This window comes from Fibrobacter sp. UBA4297 (genome assembly GCF_002394865.1).
Taxonomy (GTDB): domain Bacteria; phylum Fibrobacterota; class Fibrobacteria; order Fibrobacterales; family Fibrobacteraceae; genus Fibrobacter.
In genome coordinates, this window is sequence record NZ_DGUZ01000004.1 from 17,161 (window position 1) to 39,229 (window position 22,069).

The 22,069-nt window shown below is 45.8% G+C and carries 9 protein-coding genes and 1 pseudogene; all 10 read left to right on the forward strand.

Going from position 1 to position 22,069, the window contains the following annotated elements:
• The first annotated feature begins 93 nt into the window (after positions 1-93).
• Positions 94-729, forward strand: a complete 636-nt coding sequence (locus tag B3A20_RS01805; RefSeq protein ID WP_290761204.1) for a transglutaminase family protein — start codon at positions 94-96, stop codon at positions 727-729.
• Between the two features lie 97 nt (positions 730-826).
• Positions 827-3,673, forward strand: a complete 2,847-nt coding sequence (locus tag B3A20_RS01810) for a TIGR02171 family lipoprotein (protein WP_414655237.1) — start codon at positions 827-829, stop codon at positions 3,671-3,673.
• A complete protein-coding gene (locus B3A20_RS01815; RefSeq protein WP_290761206.1) occupies positions 3,670-6,423 on the forward strand; it encodes a TIGR02171 family lipoprotein in 2,754 nt (917 codons plus the stop codon). Before B3A20_RS01810 ends, B3A20_RS01815 begins: the two co-directional genes overlap by 4 nt.
• Positions 6,424-6,446: 23 nt before the next feature.
• On the forward strand, positions 6,447-9,209 hold the full coding sequence (locus tag B3A20_RS01820; RefSeq protein ID WP_290761208.1) for a TIGR02171 family lipoprotein: 2,763 nt from the start codon (positions 6,447-6,449) through the stop codon (positions 9,207-9,209).
• Positions 9,210-9,227: 18 nt separating this feature from the next.
• Positions 9,228-11,984 carry a TIGR02171 family lipoprotein gene (locus B3A20_RS01825; protein ID WP_290761210.1) on the forward strand — a complete coding sequence of 919 codons (2,757 nt, stop codon included), beginning with the start codon at positions 9,228-9,230 and terminating at the stop codon, positions 11,982-11,984.
• An 86-nt stretch (positions 11,985-12,070) separates the two neighbouring features.
• Entirely contained in the window at positions 12,071-14,977 is a 2,907-nt protein-coding gene (locus B3A20_RS01830; protein WP_290761212.1) for a TIGR02171 family lipoprotein, read from the forward strand.
• Between the two features lie 3 nt (positions 14,978-14,980).
• Entirely contained in the window at positions 14,981-17,740 is a 2,760-nt protein-coding gene (locus B3A20_RS01835; RefSeq protein ID WP_290761214.1) for a TIGR02171 family lipoprotein, read from the forward strand.
• An 18-nt stretch (positions 17,741-17,758) separates the two neighbouring features.
• Entirely contained in the window at positions 17,759-19,504 is a 1,746-nt protein-coding gene (locus B3A20_RS01840) for a hypothetical protein (protein ID WP_290761216.1), read from the forward strand.
• Between the two features lie 88 nt (positions 19,505-19,592).
• A complete protein-coding gene (locus B3A20_RS01845) occupies positions 19,593-21,038 on the forward strand; it encodes a glycosyl hydrolase family 8 (RefSeq protein WP_290761218.1) in 1,446 nt (481 codons plus the stop codon).
• Positions 21,039-21,399: 361 nt separating this feature from the next.
• A pseudogene (locus B3A20_RS01850) lies at positions 21,400-22,069 on the forward strand (hypothetical protein); the annotation flags it as partial.

The window sequence follows — 22,069 nt, forward strand, 5'->3', positions numbered from 1 at the left end:
TCTCGTTTTGCGTCTAGAATTTTTTGGCCAATATTCCTCGCGACTCTTTTGATAGCACTCCCGTTTCTGCTTTGGAACGGAAAAAATGAGAATATGAGCTATCGCGAAATGGCGTGCGTATTTGAAGAACGTGCGCCGGGCTGCCTTGATTCTGTTAGCGATTGGCATGCAGGACTTGCTTATTTCGATAGTAGTGTCGCTGCGACTCACGATACTTTGCAATCCCTAAAAAAACTGCTTTGGCAATTTTGGAATATTGAATTTGCCGGGGCGGGCGAGGCGGCGGTAGCAAAAGAATCGGTACTCCCGCTTCGCGTTCTTGCAAACAAGAAATCTGGTTGCATGGGTCTTTCGTGGCTTGCGCTCATGGTGGCGGAATCGCGTGGATTGCCTCTCGACGCCATACTCCTCCCGGGGCATGTCTTTTTGCGCTATGGGGGCGACGAAAATGCTGTGAACTTGGAACCGAACCGTCACGGCTTTTCCTATACCGATGAAGAATATCTCGATAAATACAGGAACGGCAATTGGACTGGCCTTGAATTTAAGCCTTTAGAAATGCGGCAGTTTATTGGCCTTGCTGCTTTTGATATCGGTAACTTGTACCTTGAAAACGACATTCCGCATGCGCTCACGTGGTACCGTATGGCCGAAGAATTTTTCCCAGAATATCCGGGAATTGATGTTAATCAAACCATTGCCAAAAATAGATTGCCAAATTCTATATGATTTCTTATTTTAACAGAAGATAAAAGCTTGTTTATCGGGAAAATATGCTCCCAAGACGTAGTTCTTTGTATGTGTAAAAATCTATTTTTGAGGGGAAATGCTAAAACATAATACACATACTTTTTTTGTTGAAAAGGTACTTTTTTTAGTGCCGTTTTTGCTTGTACTTTCTGGTTGTGATACTTTTTTCGGAGAGCACGTTTGGCTCAATGCGCCGGTAGAAGCCGATAATTCCCATGATGGCTTAATTGTCATCAAGGCGTCGAAGGTGAAAAATTCAAGTGGCGGAACGCTTTCTTATTTAGGGACATATGCAACTACGGCGAAGGCGAGTGAATTTCCGCAATTGCGCGCTGCCTTGAATTACGATTTTTCGATGGGCATGCATGAGGTCACCTGTGCTGAATTCAAGGACATCATGGGGACCGCTTTTGATGAACGGTGCAATGACGATGGCTCGGACTTGTTGCCTGTCACAAAAGTAACTTATTACGATGCCGTGCTCTACGCCAATGAACGCAGCAAGCGCGAAGGCTATGATACGGCCTACTCGTACACGTCAACGACTTTCGATGCCAGCGGAAATTGTATTTCGATGGAAGGCCTTGTATTTCAGCCGGAAGCTGAAGCTTATCGATTGCCAACGGAGGCAGAATGGCTCATGGCGGCTGATCGTGACTGGAATCCCTCTTATGAATGGAACGCTTTGAATTCAGGATTTGAACCGAAAAACGTTTGCTCGTATCCGCGCATGCACGGCGATTTTTGCGATATGGCTGGAAACGTCAAGGAATGGGTTTCTGACTGGTTTGGCTACTTTAAGGATACAACGGTCACGAATTTCGTCGGTGCTCCGGATGGTGGGGTTCTGGGGGAGCGCATCATTAAAGGCGGCAGTTACCGTAATGACCCGAGTTCCATCAAGCTTTATAACCGTGGCGATGTTTATATTGTGACCTCGGCTTCGAAGTCGGAATATTTGGGTTTCCGCATTGCGTTTGGCAAAATACCAGATGCAATCTGGATGGGACATGATGGAAAAGCGCGCGGCAGCCGAATCATCCCGATGGCAAGCGCTACCGCCGTCAAGAATAACCTCGAGACTTATCGCACAAAGCTAGTCTTTAGAAACGATGTCTCGGGCAACCTCGCGTATGTCGATTACGTGAACGGAACGCTTACAGTCACTGAAATTGTGGATTCTCTGGATTCCTATCATCCTGATATTTCCCCAGATGGGAGGTTCGTTGCTTTTTGTACGGGCATGGAAGGTGTTTCGGGAAAATCTGAAGCGTACATCCGTCCGCTTTCCATAACAAAGTCAAAGCCTTTAAAGATAAAAGCCAAAGGAAATGTTTCGATACCGCGCTGGCATGTGCTTGAAAATGGCGATACTGTAATTGTCTATGTGTCCGATGCCGGGAACAACAAGGATGAAGCCGTTTTCAAGTCTAAGAGCACGTGGCAAGTGAAGTATGCGAATGGCCGTTTTGGAACTCCGCAGAAACTTTTTGATGGCGCATACCATGGCGGTATTTCAAGCGACAATAAACTTGCAGTGACTGGAGCTAGGCTATTGCGAGCTCGAATCGCCACTTCTGGTGGAACACTTGCAAATGGACGAGATACTGTATGGTACAATGGAGAACAGGCATGTAATGTTTCTCTTGCAAATGACGGCTCTAAGCGTGTTGCTTTCCTCGATTTTGGCGGAAAGACGGGTATAGAGTTTGTGGGTGAAAGCTATGGGACGCACGAACGCCTGTTGATTGCCGATAGCATGGGCCGTTTGGTGAAAGCCATTGCGTCTCCTGAAGGCTATAGTTTTGACCATGCGGAGTGGGCGCTGAATTATGCAAGCGCAGATTCCGATGGCGGTTTTATTGTCGCAACGCTTACGAATGCCAATGGCGCACATGCCAAAATTGTCCTTGTGAACGTGAAGGATGGTTCCATCTTGGATTTGGTCGAAGGCGATGAACTATGGCATCCGAGTATTTGGCGTAAAAAGATTGACATTCCTGAGAAAAATAAGCTGGATATTGACAGTGCCGGCGTTTACTTGCGCCCGTATGACAAGTGGGAAAGCGTTATTATGCGCTACAAGATGGAACTCCTTTGGAAGTACCGCGATTCAGCAAATGTGGCAATATTAGGGTCTTCTCGCCCGATGTTTGGCGTGTCGCCATCTCAGTTCGACAAAAAGTTCTTTGCCGTGAATTTTGGACAAACTCCAAATTCCATTTATATGTCCAGGGATTTTTTGAACTACTACATCTTTAAGCACATGAAAAAGCTTAAATACATTGTGGTGTCACTGGATATTGATTTTTGGAATAAAGTAGATGGCCCTGATGGGGATAACTTCTTTTTGACGGATGCTGAAAATTATCCGGGATATATTTATGACCGTAACCATGACTATTGGGAAAAGGGGTACCCGGAGGGGTTGCTCGAATTGACAGAAAACGCTGTTGGCTCGTCAGAAGAAAACCACTACATGAAGGATAAAGGCCGTTACTTGAATGCCGTGTGCCATTCGTGGCGTGACGAACCTCAAATTGAACAAGACAGTACATGTTTTGATGAACATCGCGACTTGATTGACGATAGCAAGAATGCACTTCTCACTATTGTCAAGGAGGCGGCGAAACGCGATATTCGCGTAGTGGGACTCATATTCCCGCAGAGCCCTGCGTATGCAAAGACTGGGGCGTTTGGACGTTATGGCATGCGTCGTAGCACGGCGCAAAAATTGATTCGTGAACTAGAAGCCCTGAACAAGGAATATCCGAATTTTGTTGTTATGGACGAAAATAAAATGGGGGATCATGATTACACCGACTTGATGGCTGTTGACGAAGACCATCTGTGTAACGGGGGAAGCATGATTTTAACTTCTAGACTGAATGACTTTTTATTATCATGGGAGGCAAAAAAATGAAAGACAAAGTACTGATAAATTTAGGGAGCTTTGCTTTTTTGGCCTTGGCCCTAATCCTGCTAAACTCCTGTAGTGAAGACGATGATTCACCTTCCTCAGGAGAAATACGCAACTATGTCACAAGCGTTGATGGGTTTGTACATGTCGCAGCTAAAGGAAAGTCAACATATTTAGGTTCTAATTTGGGAGGGGTTCGCCAAAGTGAAACGCCTCAGATGGAGGCGTTTTTCACGTATGACTTCTATATTGGCGAAACCGAGGTGACCTGCGGTGAATTCAACGCCTTGCTTAGATCTGCTGATGTTAAGTGCAATGGCAAGTACAACGATGAAAGCCCTATAACGAACGTTACGTTTTACGATGCGGTTTTGTTTGCAAATGCCAAAAGCAAAAAGGAAAATCTCGATACCGTTTATTCTTACACGAGTGCATCCTTTGACGCCTCTGGCAGTTGCGAAAACTTGACGGGACTTGCTTTTCATGAAAAAGTCAAGGGCTACCGCTTGCCAACCGAAGCAGAATGGATTTATGTGGCAAGCCAGGGATGGAATCCGGAAAAAGGCTGGAATAGTGTCAATTCCGATTTTAAGTTTCACGATGTGGCGACTTCGCCTGCAAATAATCTTGGCGTGTATGACATGGCTGGGAATGTCCTTGAATGGGTGAACGATTGGCTAACGTATTTTAAAAACGCACCAGTGACCAACTTTGTCGGGGGTGCCGATGAAGGAAGTCTTGGGGAACGCGTTGTCAAGGGTGGCAGTTACAGGGATTTGCCTTCGGCAACGACTTTGCATAGCCGAAGTGATGTGTACACGGTGACTAGTTCGGCAAAAGGCGACTATCTTGGTTTTCGCTTGGCGCTAGGAGAAATTCCAAATGCGATATGGCTTGACGAAAGCGGAACGGAAAAGGAATCCATTGTCAATTCGCAAGTTGATTTTCTAGAAATGAAACACTTGACGGGAACGTTTGAAACAAAGCTCGTGTTCCGCAATGATGTGACAAATAAATTGTCCTTTATTGACTTTGGAAGTGGAGTCACCTCCGTTATTGAAATTGAAGGAACGCAAAAGGCATATCATCCGGATGTCTCTCCAGATGGAAAGCGCGTGGCGTATTGCACGGGGGTTGAGGGTGTTAATGTGTCGTCCAGTGTTTATGTGCGCAACTTGGATGCGAGCGGCTCTGGTCTTGTCAAGCTTGATGTTGAAAATGCCGCCATCCCTCGCTGGCACGTACTTGATAATGGCGATACGGCGATAGTTTATGTGTCCAGTGCCGCGAACAATAAGGAAAGTTCAGCATTTGCATCGACAAGCACGTGGCAGGTGCCTTTTAAAAATGGCAAGTTTGGCAAGCCCAAAAAGCTTTTTGACGGTGCTTATCATGGCGGTGTGAGCCCTTCAAAAAAACTTGCGGTTACAGGGGCTAGGCTCTTGCGTGCTCGTGTTGCTCCAAGCGGGAAAACGGTTGCCAACGGGACGGACACGGTGTGGTATGGTGGGGAACAGGCTTGTAATGCCTCTTTGGCAAATGATGGAAGCGATAGGACTTTGTTTCTTGATTTTGGCGGAAAGACCGGTGCCAAATTTGTAGGCGAGACTTACCGTACGCACGAAAGGCTCCTTGTTGCCGATGACAAAGGACGACTTGTACAAAGCATTGCCTCGCCGAAGGGGTATACGTTTGACCATTCGGAATGGGTTTTAGGCGGCTCGAATTACGCTGTTGCAACGCTTGCAAACGCAAGTGGTGCTCATGAAAAAATTGTATTGATTAACTTGTCTGATAGTACGGTGAAAACGCTTGTTGAAGGGGAAGAACTTTGGCACCCTTGTCTCTGGCATTCTAGGAGCAATTACAATAGCAAGGACCTGGACACGGATAGTGCGGGTGTATATTACCTGCCCAGTGCTTATTACAGTGCCTTGGAACTTCGCGTAAAAATGCAGCGTTTCTGGGAAAATCGTGACGAAATTACGGCTGTTGCGCTTGGCTCGTCTCGAACAATGTTTGCGCTTCATGATAAAAGCATCAAGTCGTACAATATGCTGAATATGGCGTTTTCTGCAGGGCAGATGACCGGAATCTCTTATCTGTTTGTCAATTACGTGATGAACCACTTGAAAAACTTAAAAGTTCTTGTCCTTGAAATGTCGCCAGACTTTTTGTGGTATCACGGGTATGGAACTTGGACGGGTGTTATTTACGAAAGAGTGCCTGGCTTTAAGTACGATGAAAATCACAATTTCTGGGTCGATGGTTTGCCGGAACACTTTATCGATGCCGCAAAGGTGACTCCGCGTCCTGAAACGGCGCTACAGCATCCTTATACGCTAGAAGATTTCTTGCTGCCGGATATTTTTTGGGGAACGCCCCTGATTACAAGGGATACTATGGAAGCGGAAATGGATTCCCCAATCTATGAGGAAAACTTTAAGTGTTTCAAGGCCATTGTCGATATTGCTCGCCAAAACGGAATCAAGGTAGTCGTGGCCGTTTATCCGCAACATCCAGGCTATGCCTTTACAGGCTCGTTTGGCGTGTATGGCCCAAGACGTAGCTATGCCTATGCCATTATTGATTCTGTAAAGAAGATGGATGTGGTCCTCTTCGATGAAAATAAGTTTGGTGCCCATGATTACACGGATAATATGGCGTACAACGTAGATCATTTGAGTACTTCTGGAGCAATGCAATTTACGCAAAGGTTAGACTTGCTGTTGTCAAAACTAGGTGAAAACTAGGAGATGCATTAGGGGAGCGCAATATGAAATGGATGCTTGTTCTTGTAATCGCTTTATTATACGCTTGTACCGAATCCAACAGTTCAGCGGTCCTGAATGAAGAATTTGTAAATACAGTAGAGGATTCACTTTCGGGAATGCTGCGTGTTTCGCACAATTTTAATTCTATAGTGCGTTTGGGAACAAACGATGCTAGGGCGAAATCTAACGAAAAACCTGAACTGAGGGTCAAGCTGGACTATGATTTTTCCATCGGAAAAACAGAGGTGACGTGTCGCGAGTTCAATAAACTCATGAAACATGCCAGTGGGCTTGAAGTTGATTGCGATGATGATTTGTATCCAGCGACAGATTTGACTTATTACGATGCTGTACTTTTTGCAAATGAACGGAGCAAGGCGGAGGGGCTAGATACGGTCTATACCTATGTCAATGCCCAGTTCGACGCAGAAAAGCATTGTACGAATCTCGTCGGATTTGTTTTTCATCCTGAATTAAAAGGCTATCGCCTCCCGACTGAAACCGAGTGGGTGTTGGTTGCGCGTTCTTCATGGAAGTCTGCTAGTGGCTGGGTCTCCGAAAATTCAGATTACAAGCTCCATAAAGTGTGCAGCAAGACTGACAAAGAGTCCGCAATATGCGATATGTATGGAAACGCTTTGGAATGGGTGAATGACTGGAATGGAAATTTTCAAGATACACTTTTAACAAACTATGTTGGAGCTCCTGATGGTGGCGCTTTGGGAATGCGTGTTGTAAAAGGCGGTTGCTACCGTAATTCCGCAAGTACAATTAATTTGTATAATCGCGGGGATGTCTATACGGTAACGTCTTCGACTCGTGCCGATTACGTCGGCTTTAGGCTTGCTTTTGGCGTGATTCCCAATGCCGTGTGGATGAATGCAAATGGAAGTGTTGCTACAAGTCGTATTCTACCCCTTGCCAATTCGACGATTATCCGTTCGCAGGCCGGGACTTTTAAGGTGAAAGTCGCATTCCGCAATGACCTTACTGGCAATTTGGCGTATGTAGATTTTTCGAGCGGCTCGCCATCGGTTGTCGAAATCGAGGATTCCATTGATGTGTATCATCCTGAAATTTCGCCTAACGGAAAGAAGGTGGCGTTCTGTACAAATATTGAAGGAATACCTGGAAATTCAGCTCTTTATGTGCGCGATTTGAACGCAGAGGGCTCCAATCTTGTAAAGCTTGATGTCGAAAGTGCCGCAATTCCGCGTTGGCGCGTCATTGGCGACGATACGGTTATCGTATATGTGACAGATGCCGGCAACAACAAAGATGAATCGTCGTTCAAGAAAGCTTCGACATGGCAAGTGAAATTTGCAAATGGAAAATTCGGTACTCCCCAAAAACTGTTTGACGGGGCGTATCATGGCGGAATCAGCTACGATGACAAGCTTGCTGTTTCTGGTGCAAGGCTTTTGCGTGCTCGTATTGCAAAGACTGGCTCAACCGTTATGGATAAAGCCGTTGATACGGTGTGGTACCAGTACAATGGCGAGGCAGAGCAGGCCTGTAATGCATCGCTTGCTAGGGATAGTAGCAAACGAACGCTGTTCCTTGATTTTGGCGGTAAGACTGGACGTGAATTTGTAAAAAATACCTACGCTGTGCACGAACTGTTGCTTGTCGTGGATTCAACAGGCCGGTTGATCCATTCGGTTGCTGCACCGGAAGGCTTTGCATTTGATCATAGTGAATGGGCGTCAGGAACAAGCCATATAGCCGTGGCGACGCTTACAAATGTGAGTGGTGCGCATTCAAAGATTGTCCTTGTGAATTTATTTGATGGAAGTATTGTTGATCTTGTCGAAGGCGATGAATTGTGGCATCCGTCCATGTGGATCAAAAGTGATTTTTATATGAACGATGATATGCTACTTGATCTCGACAGCGCTGGCGTCTATTTTTACGAAGGACAGGACTGGACTTACGTGACGCTAGGCTACAAGATGTCGCTTTTGTGGAAGTATCGCAATGATGTCGAAATTTTGTGCGTTGGAAGTTCTAGAATGGAAAATGGCGTTATGGCAGCGGCGCTATCATCGGGTTATGGCCTGAATATGGGGTATTCGGGGAACGATATGAACGCCTCCCTGTTTATTGCACAGCATTATGGCTTGAATCACTTGAAAAAATTGAAAGTCATCGTAGTCTCTCTTGACCTTGACTTGTGGATAAATTCTACGGAATATACAGTCATGATGATTTCTAAAACACCTGGATTTATGTACGATGTGAACCATGGCTTTTGGACCACTGGCTTGCCTGATGGATTTTTGGAGGCTGTAGAACAGTCCTCTGAACATTCGGAATATGCCAAAAAGTTTTATGAAGACTCCCGAGGATTTTTTAGCGACGAGGGGACCGGCTGGGGAACCGCTACAGTAGATGTGGATTCTAACTGGAACGGCGAAATTGGAGAACAGAAGGTGGCGTGGAATACGCAACGCCTGAAGGATTTTTTGGCATTGACAGAGCCTTTGGGGATAAAAGTTGTCGGTGTGCATTTCCCTTTAAATCCGGGATATCGCGATACTGGGTCTTGGGGACGCTATGGGCCAAAGCGTTCTATCGCCATGCAAATCCTTGATTCGCTGAGCAAGTTCCAGAAGCGATATCCGCATTTCCACATATTCGACGAAAATAAGGGCGGTGCGCATGACTATCCAGATGAGTGTGCGTTAAATACGGACCATTTGAGCATCCAAGGGGCTGCTAAACTCACGAAACGTCTAGATTCGCTGTTAGGCTCATTGAAGTAATTGCTATTTTCTTTGATTATGTTCAAGGCTCTTTTGGCGTTATTTATTTGTGTTTTGGTTTCGTGTTCGGATTCTGGCAGTACTTCGTCTGTGGTGGATTCGAATACGCCTGTTTCAGTGGACTCTTTAGCTGGAATGGTGCTTGTAAACGCGCAAAAGAAAGAGGTTCAGCTGGGTACGGACAATCCTTTTGCGAAGGCGATTGAACGTCCGCAAATGACCGTGACATTTGACTACAGGTATTCTTTGGGTAAACATGAAGTGACCTGTGGTGAGTTTAATTCGCTAATGAAACCTTCATTTGGCCTTTCGCTGAAATGCTCTAGCGACAAAATCCCGGCAACGGATGTGACCTATTATGATGCCGTTCTTTTTGCAAACGAGCGCAGCAAGGACGAAGGTCTAGACACGTCGTACACTTACGTAAAAGCACAATTTGATAATGAAAAGCACTGTATAAATTTGGAGGGCTTTGCTTTCCATCCTGAATCAAAAGCGTTTCGTTTGCCGACAGAAGCGGAATGGGTTTTGGTTGCGAAGAATTATTGGAATGCAGAAAAAAGCTGGACTTCTGAAAATTCGGAGTACAAGCTGCATGAAGTCTGTGCTAAATCGAATTCAGAAACGGATGTTTGCGACATGCTCGGAAATGCCATGGAATGGGTCAATGACTGGCTCGGTAATTTTCGCGATACGACTGTTGCAAACTATGTGGGCGCTCCCGATGCAGGCTCCTTGAGGATGCGTATTGTCAAAGGCGGCTCTTTTAGAAATGCGGTAACGTCTATTGAACTGTATAATCGTGGCGATGTATATACAGTGACGTCGTCAACGCGCAAGGACTACATTGGATTCCGTTTGGCGTTTGGTGCAATTCCCGAGGCCACGTGGATTGACGCCGGTGGCAGAGTCGTGGAATCCCGGATTGTTCCGTTGACATCGACTATGACTATACGCTCGTTGCTTGGTTCTTACGAGGCTAAGCTTGCGTTTCGCAACGATGTTACAGGGAATCTGGCCTATATTGACTATCTGAGCGGTTCTCCGCTGGTTCGTGAAATTGCAGATTCGCTAGATGTTTATCACCCTGATATTTCGCCAGATGGTAAAAAAGTGGCGTTCTGTACAGGGTTGGAAGGCGTTGCTGGAAGTTCGGAACTTTATGTGCGTAACTTGAATGCTGAGGGCTCCAATCTTGTAAAGCTGAACGTCAAAAGCGCTGCAATCCCACGCTGGCGAGTCATTGGCGTAGATACGGTGATTGTGTATGTGAGTGATGCCGGAAACAATAAGGACGAGTCTTCGTTCAAGGCTGCATCGACATGGCAAGTGAAATTTGCAAATGGCAAGTTTGGCGAACCCGTTAAGTTGTTTGATGGCGCATATCATGGTGGCATTAGCGGTGATGATAAACTTGCGGTTTCTGGCTCAACTCGTTTGCGTGCACGAATCGCAAAATCGGGTTCTACCGTTATGGAAAAAGCGAGTGATACTGTATGGTATAAGTACGAAGGCGATTCAGAACAAGCTTGTAACGCCTCGCTCTCGAAAGACAGTAGCAAGCGTACGTTATTCCTTGATTTTGGCGGAAAGACTGGTGCTCGATTTGTCGGTTCGCATTATGGAACGCATGAACGTTTGCTAGTGGTGGATTCGACAGGAACGCTTGTACAGACTGTTGCTTCACCGGAAAATTATGCTTTTGATCATAGCGAGTGGGTTATCGGGAAAAATAATAAAGCTGTTGCGACCCTTACGAATGCGGAAGGCGCGCACCGCAATATTGTGCTTGTTGACTTGTCTGATAGTTCCATTACAAAACTTGCTGAAGGCGATGAACTGTGGCATCCGTGTCTGTGGGTGAAAAACGAAGAGTCTCTTAGCGATATTGACCTCGATCTTGATAGCGCTGGTGTTTATTTTGTTGAAGGTCAAGATGGAACGCACGAATCTATAGGTATTAAGCTCACGATTATGTGGAAACATAAAAATGAGGTGGATATCTTATGTGTTGGCAGCTCTAGAGTCGAAAAGGGGATTGCCGTAACAGAGATGAAGTCTGGATTTGCAACAAACATTGGCCACATGGGCAACGACTTGAATGCTACGCTCTATGTTGCGGAAAATTACGGTGTGAATCATCTAAAAAAACTGAAATACATTGTATTGTCGGTGGATATAGATCTGTGGCTTAGCAAGACGGATTTTTCGGATATGATTTTCACAAATACGCCAGGATATGTATATGATGCAAATCATAATTTTTGGAAAGATAATTTGCCGGAGTATTTTGCAGATGTTGTAGAAAATGCGGCTAACTATTCCGAGTCGGCTAAATCGAATTTTGTAAAAACCCGTGGATTCTATAGCGATGAAGGTGTTGAATGGGGAGCGCCCCTGGTGGAAGTCGATTCCAATTGGTCGAAAAAGCAAGTACAAAATATTGCATGGAATTTGAATTTGCTTGAAAAGTTTATCATCAAAATGGATTCCTTGAATTTGAAAGTTGTTGGTGTTATTTTCCCGCAAAATCCGCGTTACCGCGAAACCGGTTCCTGGGGACGCTATGGTCCTAGACATTCATTAGCGGCTGAAGCGATGGAATCTTTGAAGAATATGGATAGCAAGTATTCAAATTTTGTCTTGATGGATGAAAATAAAGATGGCAATCACGATTATTCAGACGAAGATGCTCTAAATACAGACCATCTTAGCCTTCAGGGGGCGTCCAAATTGACGAAACGCCTTGATTCCTTAATAAAATCACTGAAGTAGACCTCTTTTGTAGTGTATTTGTAAAAATCTAGAATGATGTAACTTTGTAAATTGTAAATGAGACTATGTCTAAGGGAGATTTTTGTATGAAAAAGCTTTTTTTGTTAGCTGCTTTGCCACTGGCTCTTTTGGTATCCTGTTCGGATTCTCCGACTCAGACCGAAATGGGTTCGTCACTTGTTTGCAGTTTACAAGAAAACTGTAAGGGTGTTTCTTTGCAGGATGGCTTTGCTCTAATCAAGTCTTCTGGAAAGTATGCGGAACTAGGGACGAATGTCAAGTCCGCTCCACAAAAAGAACGCCCTCAGATGGATGTCAAGTTTGCATACGATTTCCAACTTGGCAAGCACGAAGTCACTTGTGGTGAATTCAACGATGTGATGGGCGGAAAAGAAGGCCGCCTTACGCTGGACTGCGCGAACAAAAATTTGCCTGCCGTCAACGTGACGTTTTACGATGCGGTTCTCTTTGCCAATGCCAAAAGCAAAAAGGCGGGGCTGGATTCTGCCTATACGTACACATCGGCTGAATTTGACAAGAATGGCCATTGTGTCCTTTTGGAAGGCTTTAAGTTTAATCCTGGCGTTGAATCGTTCCGTTTGCCGACCGAAGCCGAATGGGTTTTTGCAGCTGGGGTTTCTTCGAGTGCCGAAAACAGCTGGAATGCCGGAAATTCCGACTTCAAGGCTCACGAAGTCTGTGGCAAGAAAGATGAAAACGGACTTTGCGATATGTTCGGCAACGTGACGGAATGGGTGAACGATTGGCTAGGAAGTTTCCGTGATACGACGATTACAGATTACGTGGGGGCATCGAATGGCGGAAGCCTTGGCGAACGCGTTATCAAGGGCGGTAGCTTTAGGAGTGAACCCGAAACTATAAACTTGTATGCCCGCGGCGATGTCTATACGGTGACGGGTACGAGTTCTTCGGAATATCTCGGGTTCCGCTTGGCGTATGGTAAAATAAGCAATCCGGTTTGGCTTGATGCTTCGGGCGATGTCGTTGCATCGAATATTTCTGTGGTGACGTCGTCAAAAAAGATTTCCTCGTTTTTTGGAGTGGCTCGTTCCAAGCTTGCGTTCCGCAACGATTTGACAGGGAACCTTGCTTATGTTGATTTTGCAAAGGTTTCTCCGATTGTTGTTGAAATCAAGGATACTTTTAGCGTTTATCACCCGGATATTTCGCCGGATGGTAAGCGTGTGGCTTTTTCTACTGGGCTGGAAGGCGTTAGCGGAAAATCTGCAGTCTATGTCCGCAACCTGGATTCTGAAGGAACCTCCCTTGTAAAACTTGATGTCAAGTCTGCGACAATTCCCCGTTGGCGAGTGCTCGAAAACGGCGATACGGTGGTTGTCTACGTGAGCGATGCTGGCAACAACAAAGATGAATCGTCGTTCAAGGCCGCTTCTACATGGCAGGTGAAGTTTGCAAATGGCAAGTTTGGTGAACCTTCGAAGCTCTTTGACGGCGCTTATCACGGTGGAATCAGCAATGATGAAAAGTTGACCATAACTGGAGCTCGTCTGCTCCGCGCACGCATTGCAACCAAAGAATCTACAATTAAATCAAAGGCGGTTGATACGGTTTGGTACGGTGGGGAACAGGCTTGCAACGCTTCGTTAAATAAGACGACAAAGCGTACAATGTTCCTCGATTTTGCCGGTGAAACAGGAACCAAATTTGTCGGTTCGAAGTATCGCACTCATGAACGTTTGTTTGTTGCTGATGACAAGGGCAAATTGCTGAACTCTGTAGCATCGCCCAATGGCTATACCTTTGACCACAGTGAATGGGTTTTGAATGATGAGACTATGGCGGTTGCAACGCTAACGAATGCGGATGGTGCGCATCAAAAGATTGTGCTTGTCAATACAACGGATGGGAGTATTACAAATCTTGTTGAAGGCGAGGAAATTTGGCATCCGTGTTTCTGGACACCAGCAGAAAAAAAGTCAGAGCATTCAGACTGGTCTATAGACAGCGTCGGTCGTTATGCATCGGCTGCGAATCAGACAAATTATTTGCTTTCGCATAAAATGCCTATGTTCTGGAAACTTAAGGATTCTGTAGAGGTTGTTGGTCTTGGTAATTCTCATTTGTGGGCCGGCTTTGCAGCATCTGAAATGAGTAAACCGGCAATGAATATGGGTGTTGTGCCGTGTGACATGCACTGTATGTACTACCTCTTTAAAAATTACATCTTGAACCATTGTCCAAAAGTGAAATATGTTGTCTTGAGTCTTGATTTTGACTTGTGGTACAACATAGACCCGCGTCGAGATATTAATGAGGGGATGGGTGGCGCACTTGGTTTTGAATATGACCGTAATCATGATTTTTATCCGGATGGCGTTGATGAAAATTTTGTCCAAATGGTCATGGATAATGCTTCGGACGATATTGATGACCTCATGAAAACTCAAGGTTGGCATGCGATTACAGAAAGCCTAGGGTGGACTGATGAAAATGGCGTATCTGGCTTGAATGGCGATTCCACATGGAGTGATTGCCTGTTCAACAAGAACCTTGCCAATTGTCTTGTGGATATGGACCAGAATTCGTGCCTTTCCAATGACACGATGGATGTGTGCGTGCCGGATACGAACTTGAACATGTGCCTTGCGAAGTCCCCTTTGAACCAGTGCTTGGCTATTTTCTCGGGAGATGTGGACAAACTAAAGAATATTGTGCGCTTGGCTAATGAAAATGACATCACTGTTATCGGCGTTATGTTCCCGATTAGCCCGTATTACAAGAAAACTGGTTCTTACGGGCGTCACGGCATGCGCCGCAGCCATGCCCAAGCCTTGATTGAAGAAATCGAGACATGGGCCAAGAATAAGCCTAATTTTGTTGTTATGAACGAAAATAATTATGGGGATCACGATTACCCTAATTCAATGGCTTATGATTTTGACCACTTGAATAAGGATGGGGCTAAACGTTTAACGTCTCGCATTGATTCTTTGATTAAATCAATGAGGTAATATATGAATTACTTGTATTATGGATTTGCTGTATTTTTTGTCTTGTCCCAGCTGACATCTTGCTCGGACTCCGATGGCGTTTCGTCAAACCGCTCTTCGTTTGATTTTGATGATTCGCTTCCGGGAATGGTTCGCATCTCTGCGACCTCTGCATCTGTGACACTTGGAACAAATGACATTTCTGCGAAGGCAAATGAGCGTCCGCAGATGAATGTCGTTTTGGATTATGAATTTCAAATAGGCAAGCACGAGGTGACTTGTAGCGAGTTCAACGACTTGATGAAAGCCTCTACCGGCTTGAAAATTGATTGCGAAAACAAGACTTTCCCGGCAACAGACCTCACGTATTACGATGCCGTGCTCTTTGCCAATGAACGCAGCAAGGCTGAAAAATTTGATACCGCCTACACTTACAGCAAGGCATATTTTGATGAGAACAAGCATTGTACGAACTTGGAAGGCTTTGCGTTCCATGCGGGTTCTAAATCGTACCGATTGCCGACAGAATCGGAATGGATTCTTGTTGCTCAAAAGTATGGAAAGAATTCCGAAAGCTGGAATGCGGAAAATTCAGATTACAAACTCCATGCGGTTTGCAGCAAGGCCGATTCGAGCAAAAGCGTTTGTGACCTGTTCGGTAACGCTATGGAATGGGTGAATGACTGGCTTGGCAATCTTCGCGATACGACGCTCTCGAATTTTGTGGGCGCTCCTGATGGCGGTTCTTTGGCCGAGCGCGTGGTCAAGGGCGGCAGCTATCGCAATTCGCCGGAATCGATAAGTCTTTACAGCCGTGGCGATGTCTATACAGTGACGTCTTCGACTCGTGCGGGGTATGTTGGTTTCCGTCTTGTTTTTGGCGCAATTCCCGAGGCGACCTGGATGGGCTCGGATGGCAAGGCTGCTACAAGCCGAATTGTGCCTCTCGCCAATTCTGCAAAAATGCGTGCCCAGACGGGAACTTACAAAGTGAAACTTGCTTTCCGCAATGATGTAACAGGGAATATTGCGTATATTGACTATTCTACAGGACTTCTGTCGGTGACTGAAATTGCCGATACCATTGACGCATTCCATCCCGAGATATCTCCTGACGGTAAACATGTGGCTTTCTGTACGCGTATCGAAGGTGTTTCAGGAAAATCCAGCCTATATGTTCGCAACTTGAATGCCGAAGGCTCGAACCTCGTCAAGCTCGATGTCGAAAGCGCTGCGATTCCGCGCTGGCGCGTTGTCGGTTCTGATACGCTGATTGTGTATGTGACCGACGCTGGCAATAACAAGGATGATGGTATTTTGAAGTCGGCTTCTACGTGGCAGGTGAAATTTGCAAACGGCAAGTTTGGTAGTCCCGAAAAACTTTTTGATGGTGCTTACCATGGTGGCATTAGTGAAGACAATACACTTGCTGTTTCTGGTTCAAGGCTCTTACGCGCTCGTATGGCAAAATCGGGCTCAACTGTAACTGGTAAAGCAGATGATGTTGTGTGGTACGGTAGCGAACAGGCTTGCAATGTCTCGCTTTCAAAGGATGGTAGCAAGCGTACGGTGTTTCTTGACTTTGGCGGAAAAACGGGACAAAAATTTGTTGGAAAAAATTATGGTACACACGAACGCTTGCTCGTGGCGGATTCTGTAGGTGAACTTGTTCAGACTGTGGGTGCCCCTGATGGCTTCGCATTTGACCATAGTGAATGGGCTACGGGGGGCAAAAATCTTGTGGTGGCGACGCTTACCAATGTCAATGGCGCTCACTCCAAAATTGTTCTTGTGAATTTGTCTGATAGCTCGTTTGTTGACCTTGCTGATGGCGATGAACTGTGGCATCCGAACCTGTGGGTAAAAACGACTGCTGCATCTAGCGACAAAAACAGCTTGGATCCTGACAGCGCCTGCGTCTACATGACCGAAAATACGAACATTGTAACGCGACTGATGAAGGTCAAGATGGATTACTTCTGGAAGTATCGCGATACGACGGAACTCGTGATTATCGGTTCTTCGAGATCTTTTGCAGGTATGGACCCGGAATATATTAAATCCATGTTTGCTATCAATATGGCGTATTCTGCGCAGGATATGGAAAGCACGTCTTTCTTTGTCAAAAACTACATCTTGCCGTTGATGCCAAAACTTAAAGTTGTTGCCCTGACATTGGATTATGACCGCTGGTATGTCAAGGATGAAAATTTCAAGGTTTGGTTTGCCGATATCCCGGGTTACGAATATGACAAGAATCATGGCTATTGGCAAGATGGTCTTATTGGTGACATGAACGAAGCTTCGCAAGCCGCGTTAAACCCGACTGACGATGAGTATGAACAGTTTGGTTACCACCGAGGCCTGTATTACGATCCGGCACAGGGGTGGGGAGCCGATGTTCCTGAAGTGGCCAATGACTCCAATTGGTACATTGTTGACCCGTCTGGTGTTGAATATAATATGCAAAAGCTTGTTGAAATATTGGAATTGGCACGCAATCACGATGTTTATGTTGTTGGTGTCGTCTACCCCCAGACTCCGAATTTGCTCAAGACAAATTCTTGGGGACGTTATGGTCCGACGCGTGGTGTTGCAAAAATGATGGAAGATGCGGTGCTCGAACTCGCTGAAAAGTATCCTAATTTTGCCGTGCTCGATGAATATCACGATGGTCATCATAACTATGCACCCGAAGATTTCGCCAATGAAGACCATTTGGGGCTTTTGGGGGCGCAAAAAATGGCGGCTCGCCTTGATTCTCTGCTCAAAACGTTAAAGTAAATTTGCGGGTGATTGAACATGATTGCAATAGCGGTAGGCTTAGTGGTTGCACTCTTTGCGGTTTTCCCGTTGACGGATACGGATATCTGGTGGCATTTGGCTTGCGCGCGCGAATGGGTGACCACTTGGACGCCTGTGCGCGAACCTGTTGTAAATGTGCATGAGTTCTTTCAGCAAATTGTGGCTTTTGTCTATAACATTGGTGGGGCTCCGCTATTGGTGGCGTTCAAGGCGCTCCTTTGGGGCGTCGTCTTTGCGCTGTTCTTGTTGCCTTTTAGTTTTTTCACAAATTCAAGTGATGAAAAAACAGGCGATGAACAAGGTAAATATTCCCCGATAATCTTTGCTGGGATTGCGGTTATCCTCTTTACTTTTAGGTATCAGCTTGAGATTCGGCCCGTGCTTTTGAGCATGCTTTTTCTTGGTATTTATTGGAACGTTTTGCCGTGGCTTTTTTACGGTTGGCGCGAAGAACGTAAAAAAAATAGCCATGCCGAAAACAAAAAATTCCATCACGTATTTCACTTGACTTTCCGTGAGGCTGTGGGTGCCCAAAAACTTCTTGGCGTGCTTGTGATTCTTTTTATCCAATGGTTTTGGTGCAAATGTCAGGGACTTTATATCCTGGGATTGATTCTCGCGTATGGCTTTTTTTCGTATGGACTTTGGTTCCGACGTTGGGTGAAATTTGGAAAGGTGCGGCGGTGGAACGGGGTTCGAATCCCGCTAAGAACAGTTGTCTGGCAGACTCTTTTTATGATTCTGCTCTTTATCATGCCGGTGTTTCATCAAGATGGCTTCAACTTGTTACCTTATCCGTTTGAGCTGTTTGACCGTTTGCTTGGCCTTTCGCCCTCGGCTATTGCGTTTTCAAGTGAAATTGCGGAGAACCGCTCGCCGATTACGCTTTTGCTGAATGGTGAAAATGTTTTGCAGTCCGCCTTGATGCTTGTGCTTTGCGTGGTGGGAATTGTTCTTGCCCTTGTTCGTTGGTATTTGCAGCCTGCGCCAGATTCTTCGTGGCAGTTGTCTTGGCAGACAAACGAACGCATCGAAGCCATTTTTACTCGCAGGATGCTTCCGTCCTGGCTTTTCATTACTGCAATTCTTGCTCTAGTTGCCGAACGTAATTTTGTGCTTTTTTTGCCTGTATTTGTGGCTATAATTGTACATTTTTCGATGCGCCCGTCGAATTCTCGTTTGAAATTGAAAAAATGCATTGCCGAAAAGTCTCGGAAGATTCACTCCAAGTTAAGGCTTGACCGAATGCCCCATGGGGTGCGTCGTTTGAACGCTTCTTTAAGCCCGCTATTGACTTCAGACATGGTGCTTGCCGCTGTTGCTTTGGCTTTTGTTCTCGGGTTTTGGGTAAAGTCTATTTCGTCTTACGATTCCATGATTGCCTACCAGCGCGTGCCTGTGGGGGCTGCGCATTGGATGATGGAAAATCCGCACCCGGGAAGGTTGTTTAACGATGACCGTGCAGGCGGGTATTTGGCGTTTATGAACCCGCTCGATTCGATATACATTGATGGGCGCTTTATCTTGAAAACGGCAGATTTCTTTGAACGCTATCTTTCGTATGCAACTATGCCTCGACTTTTCTTGACGGACGCCGATTCGCTGGAAATCGATCGCGTGGTGCTCCCGCTCCGCTATTATGCAAGGTGGGATAAACTGATTGAAACGCTTGATTCTAGCGAAAAATGGCACGTTGCGTACCGCGATTCCCTTTTTGTCGTGATGGACCGCACACAGTACTAAATCGTAAGACTAAAAAAATTTACATTTGGTCGCTAATAATTTATTTTTAGATAGATTTAACGGCCCTGTGTGGGCATTGGAGTAGTGTATGAATCGTTTGGCGAAATTGGGACTTGCCGGTCTCTTTGCTTTTGGTCTAGCCCAGGCTAAGGTGAACTTCCCGTTCCCGCAAATGTCCGATTACGGTGGAAATGCGACGCTTTTGAGCGACAAGGCTAAAGCCTCCGAAGAGTTGAAGTCCCAGTTTGCTTATTGGCTCAAGACCATGTACAACGAACAGGGCGATGTCGCTGGTGTGCGTTCTGATCCGGGTTCCGATACGTATTTCTCGGAAGGTGTCGGCTACGGCATGCTCCTGATGGTCTACTTTAGCGACAACACCACAAGCTATCAGCCGCAATTCGATAAGATTTGGAACTTCTACAAGAAGATGATGAACGAAAACGGCCTCATGATTTGGAAGGTCGGTAACCTTTCGCAGTCGTGGGATGCGGGTAACGGTGCTGCACTCGATGGCGATATCGATGCCGCTGCCGCCCTTGCAATGGCGTACTACCAGTTTGGCGACGAAAAGTACAAGGAAGACGCTAAAAAGCTCATCCAGTCCATGAAAAAGTCCGAATTTGAATCGAACGGTCTGCATTTGCCAGGCGACAAGTGGGGCGATGCTGCTTTCAACCGCAAGAATCCAGGCTATTTTGACCCTGCCTACATGCCGATTTTTGCCTTGATCGATACGGACAATGCGGATTTCTGGAACAAGACTGCTTACGATGCCAACATGAAACTTTACGAAGCTAGCTCTGCAGAAGTTACGACGGGCCTCATTGATGACTGGACCGACAAAAACGGCAAGAGCGAAGATGACTACTACAGCTATGATGCATCCCGCGCTCCGTGGCGTAATGCAAAGGCGGTCTGCTGGCATGGCGACAAGCGTGCACTTGCTCTCGACAAGAAAATGGCTGAATTTGTCTCTACTGTCAGTGCCGCCAACATGAAGGGCCCTGTTCGCAGAGCATCTGGCGAACTTGGCAACGATCACAATAGCACGTTCGTGACATCCCTCATGACAGCTCTTATCTCCGATGCGAAGTACCAGTCCAAGCTCGATGAATACTGGAAGGAAGCTGTCGCACTCGGTGATGAAAACTACTTCAACCAGTCGCTCAAGCTTTTGAATGGTCTCTTGGTTTCGGGCAATATGCCGAACCTCGCCGCTGCAACGTCTTCACAGCCGACCTCTTCGAGCTCTGTGAATCCGGAATCTAGCTCTAGCGATGCTACGATTGCTTTGGATCCCGTTGTCACGAATGCTCCGAAAATGGCGCTCTCGGGTAGAACTCTCCAGCTTAATGCCGATGGCTATGTTCGCGTGGACTTGATTTCTATGACGGGTGCTGTCTTGAAGTCCTTTGACAAGAACACTAAGGGCTCCGTTTCTGTTTCGTTGAACGGTGTTCCGAGCGGCCTCTATGTGGTTCGTGTCACGAATGCTGGCGTTACGAGCCTCAAGAAGATTAAGCTTGACTAATTGAGTCTGACGGGTAAGTTTTTTTATCCGTTGATTATAAGTAGGTGTTCCGAGAACTTGATGTTCTCGGATTTTTTTATCGTTTGAGTGTAATAATTTGGTCTTTTAATATTTGTTAATATGTAATTACTTGTTTGTAAATGTTTGTTTGCTTTTTTACGTGTAGATGATGGCAAGCAAATGAATTTTAATTCTGTCAAGTTGTAAAAATAAAATTACATCCGGAACGAAAGTGGCGAAATTTTGAAAATTTGGCCATTTTGTACAATTAATATATAATTATTGTATGCTTTTTAATGTTATGTATAAATGATTTACTAAATTTATTTGACCTTAAAAATAAACTAAAAAAGGTGAATAAATGAAAACAACCAAAATAACAACCCTCGTCTTGGGCGTGGCCTCTGCAATGGCTTTTGCTCAGGATGGCTCCGCTTGCATTCCGTTTGTTAACGGTGTCGGTGATTATGACAAGCATTGTTATAATTCCGGCCTCCTTGAAATGGAAAAAGGCAAGTGCTATGTCCTTAACCCAGATCGTTACGCTGAAGTCAAGAATCAGCTGTGGATTAATAACATTGCTACTCAGGTTTGGTGGTGGAATGAAACTCCCTGCATCGCAGAAGTTTCTAGCTCCAGCGTTGAACCGGAATCATCCAGCTCTAGCGAAGAACCTGCCTCTAGTTCCAGTGAAGAACCTGTTTCCAGTTCTAGCGAGATCGTCGAGCCGGAATCTAGCTCCAGCGAAGAATCCTCCAGCTCTGTTGAAGAATCCAGCTCCAGCGAAATTATCGTCGCTTCTAAGTGCGAAGAATTCGTTCGTGGTTCTGGTGACTACACGACGGACAAGTGCTACAACGCTGGTCTTGCCGACATGGAAGAAGGCAAGTGCTACAAGTTGAAGGACGACCGTGCTAATGACGTTAAGGGTCAGCAGTGGATTAATGACCGCGCCAACGACAGTTGGTGGTGGGAAGAAACTTCTTGCGGTGAAGTGGTTGAATCCAGCTCCAGCGAAGAACCGGAATCCT

What these genes read in the sequence shown, in the direction of transcription:
- B3A20_RS01805 (WP_290761204.1), top strand. Translation starts at nt 94, where the DNA reads ATGAGCTATCGCGAAATGGCGTGCGTATTTGAAGAACGTGCGCCGGGC.
- B3A20_RS01810 (WP_414655237.1), top strand. Translation starts at nt 827, where the DNA reads ATGCTAAAACATAATACACATACTTTTTTTGTTGAAAAGGTACTTTTT.
- B3A20_RS01815 (WP_290761206.1), top strand. Translation starts at nt 3,670, where the DNA reads ATGAAAGACAAAGTACTGATAAATTTAGGGAGCTTTGCTTTTTTGGCC.
- B3A20_RS01820 (WP_290761208.1), top strand. Translation starts at nt 6,447, where the DNA reads ATGAAATGGATGCTTGTTCTTGTAATCGCTTTATTATACGCTTGTACC.
- B3A20_RS01825 (WP_290761210.1), top strand. Translation starts at nt 9,228, where the DNA reads ATGTTCAAGGCTCTTTTGGCGTTATTTATTTGTGTTTTGGTTTCGTGT.
- B3A20_RS01830 (WP_290761212.1), top strand. Translation starts at nt 12,071, where the DNA reads ATGAAAAAGCTTTTTTTGTTAGCTGCTTTGCCACTGGCTCTTTTGGTA.
- B3A20_RS01835 (WP_290761214.1), top strand. Translation starts at nt 14,981, where the DNA reads ATGAATTACTTGTATTATGGATTTGCTGTATTTTTTGTCTTGTCCCAG.
- B3A20_RS01840 (WP_290761216.1), top strand. Translation starts at nt 17,759, where the DNA reads ATGATTGCAATAGCGGTAGGCTTAGTGGTTGCACTCTTTGCGGTTTTC.
- B3A20_RS01845 (WP_290761218.1), top strand. Translation starts at nt 19,593, where the DNA reads ATGAATCGTTTGGCGAAATTGGGACTTGCCGGTCTCTTTGCTTTTGGT.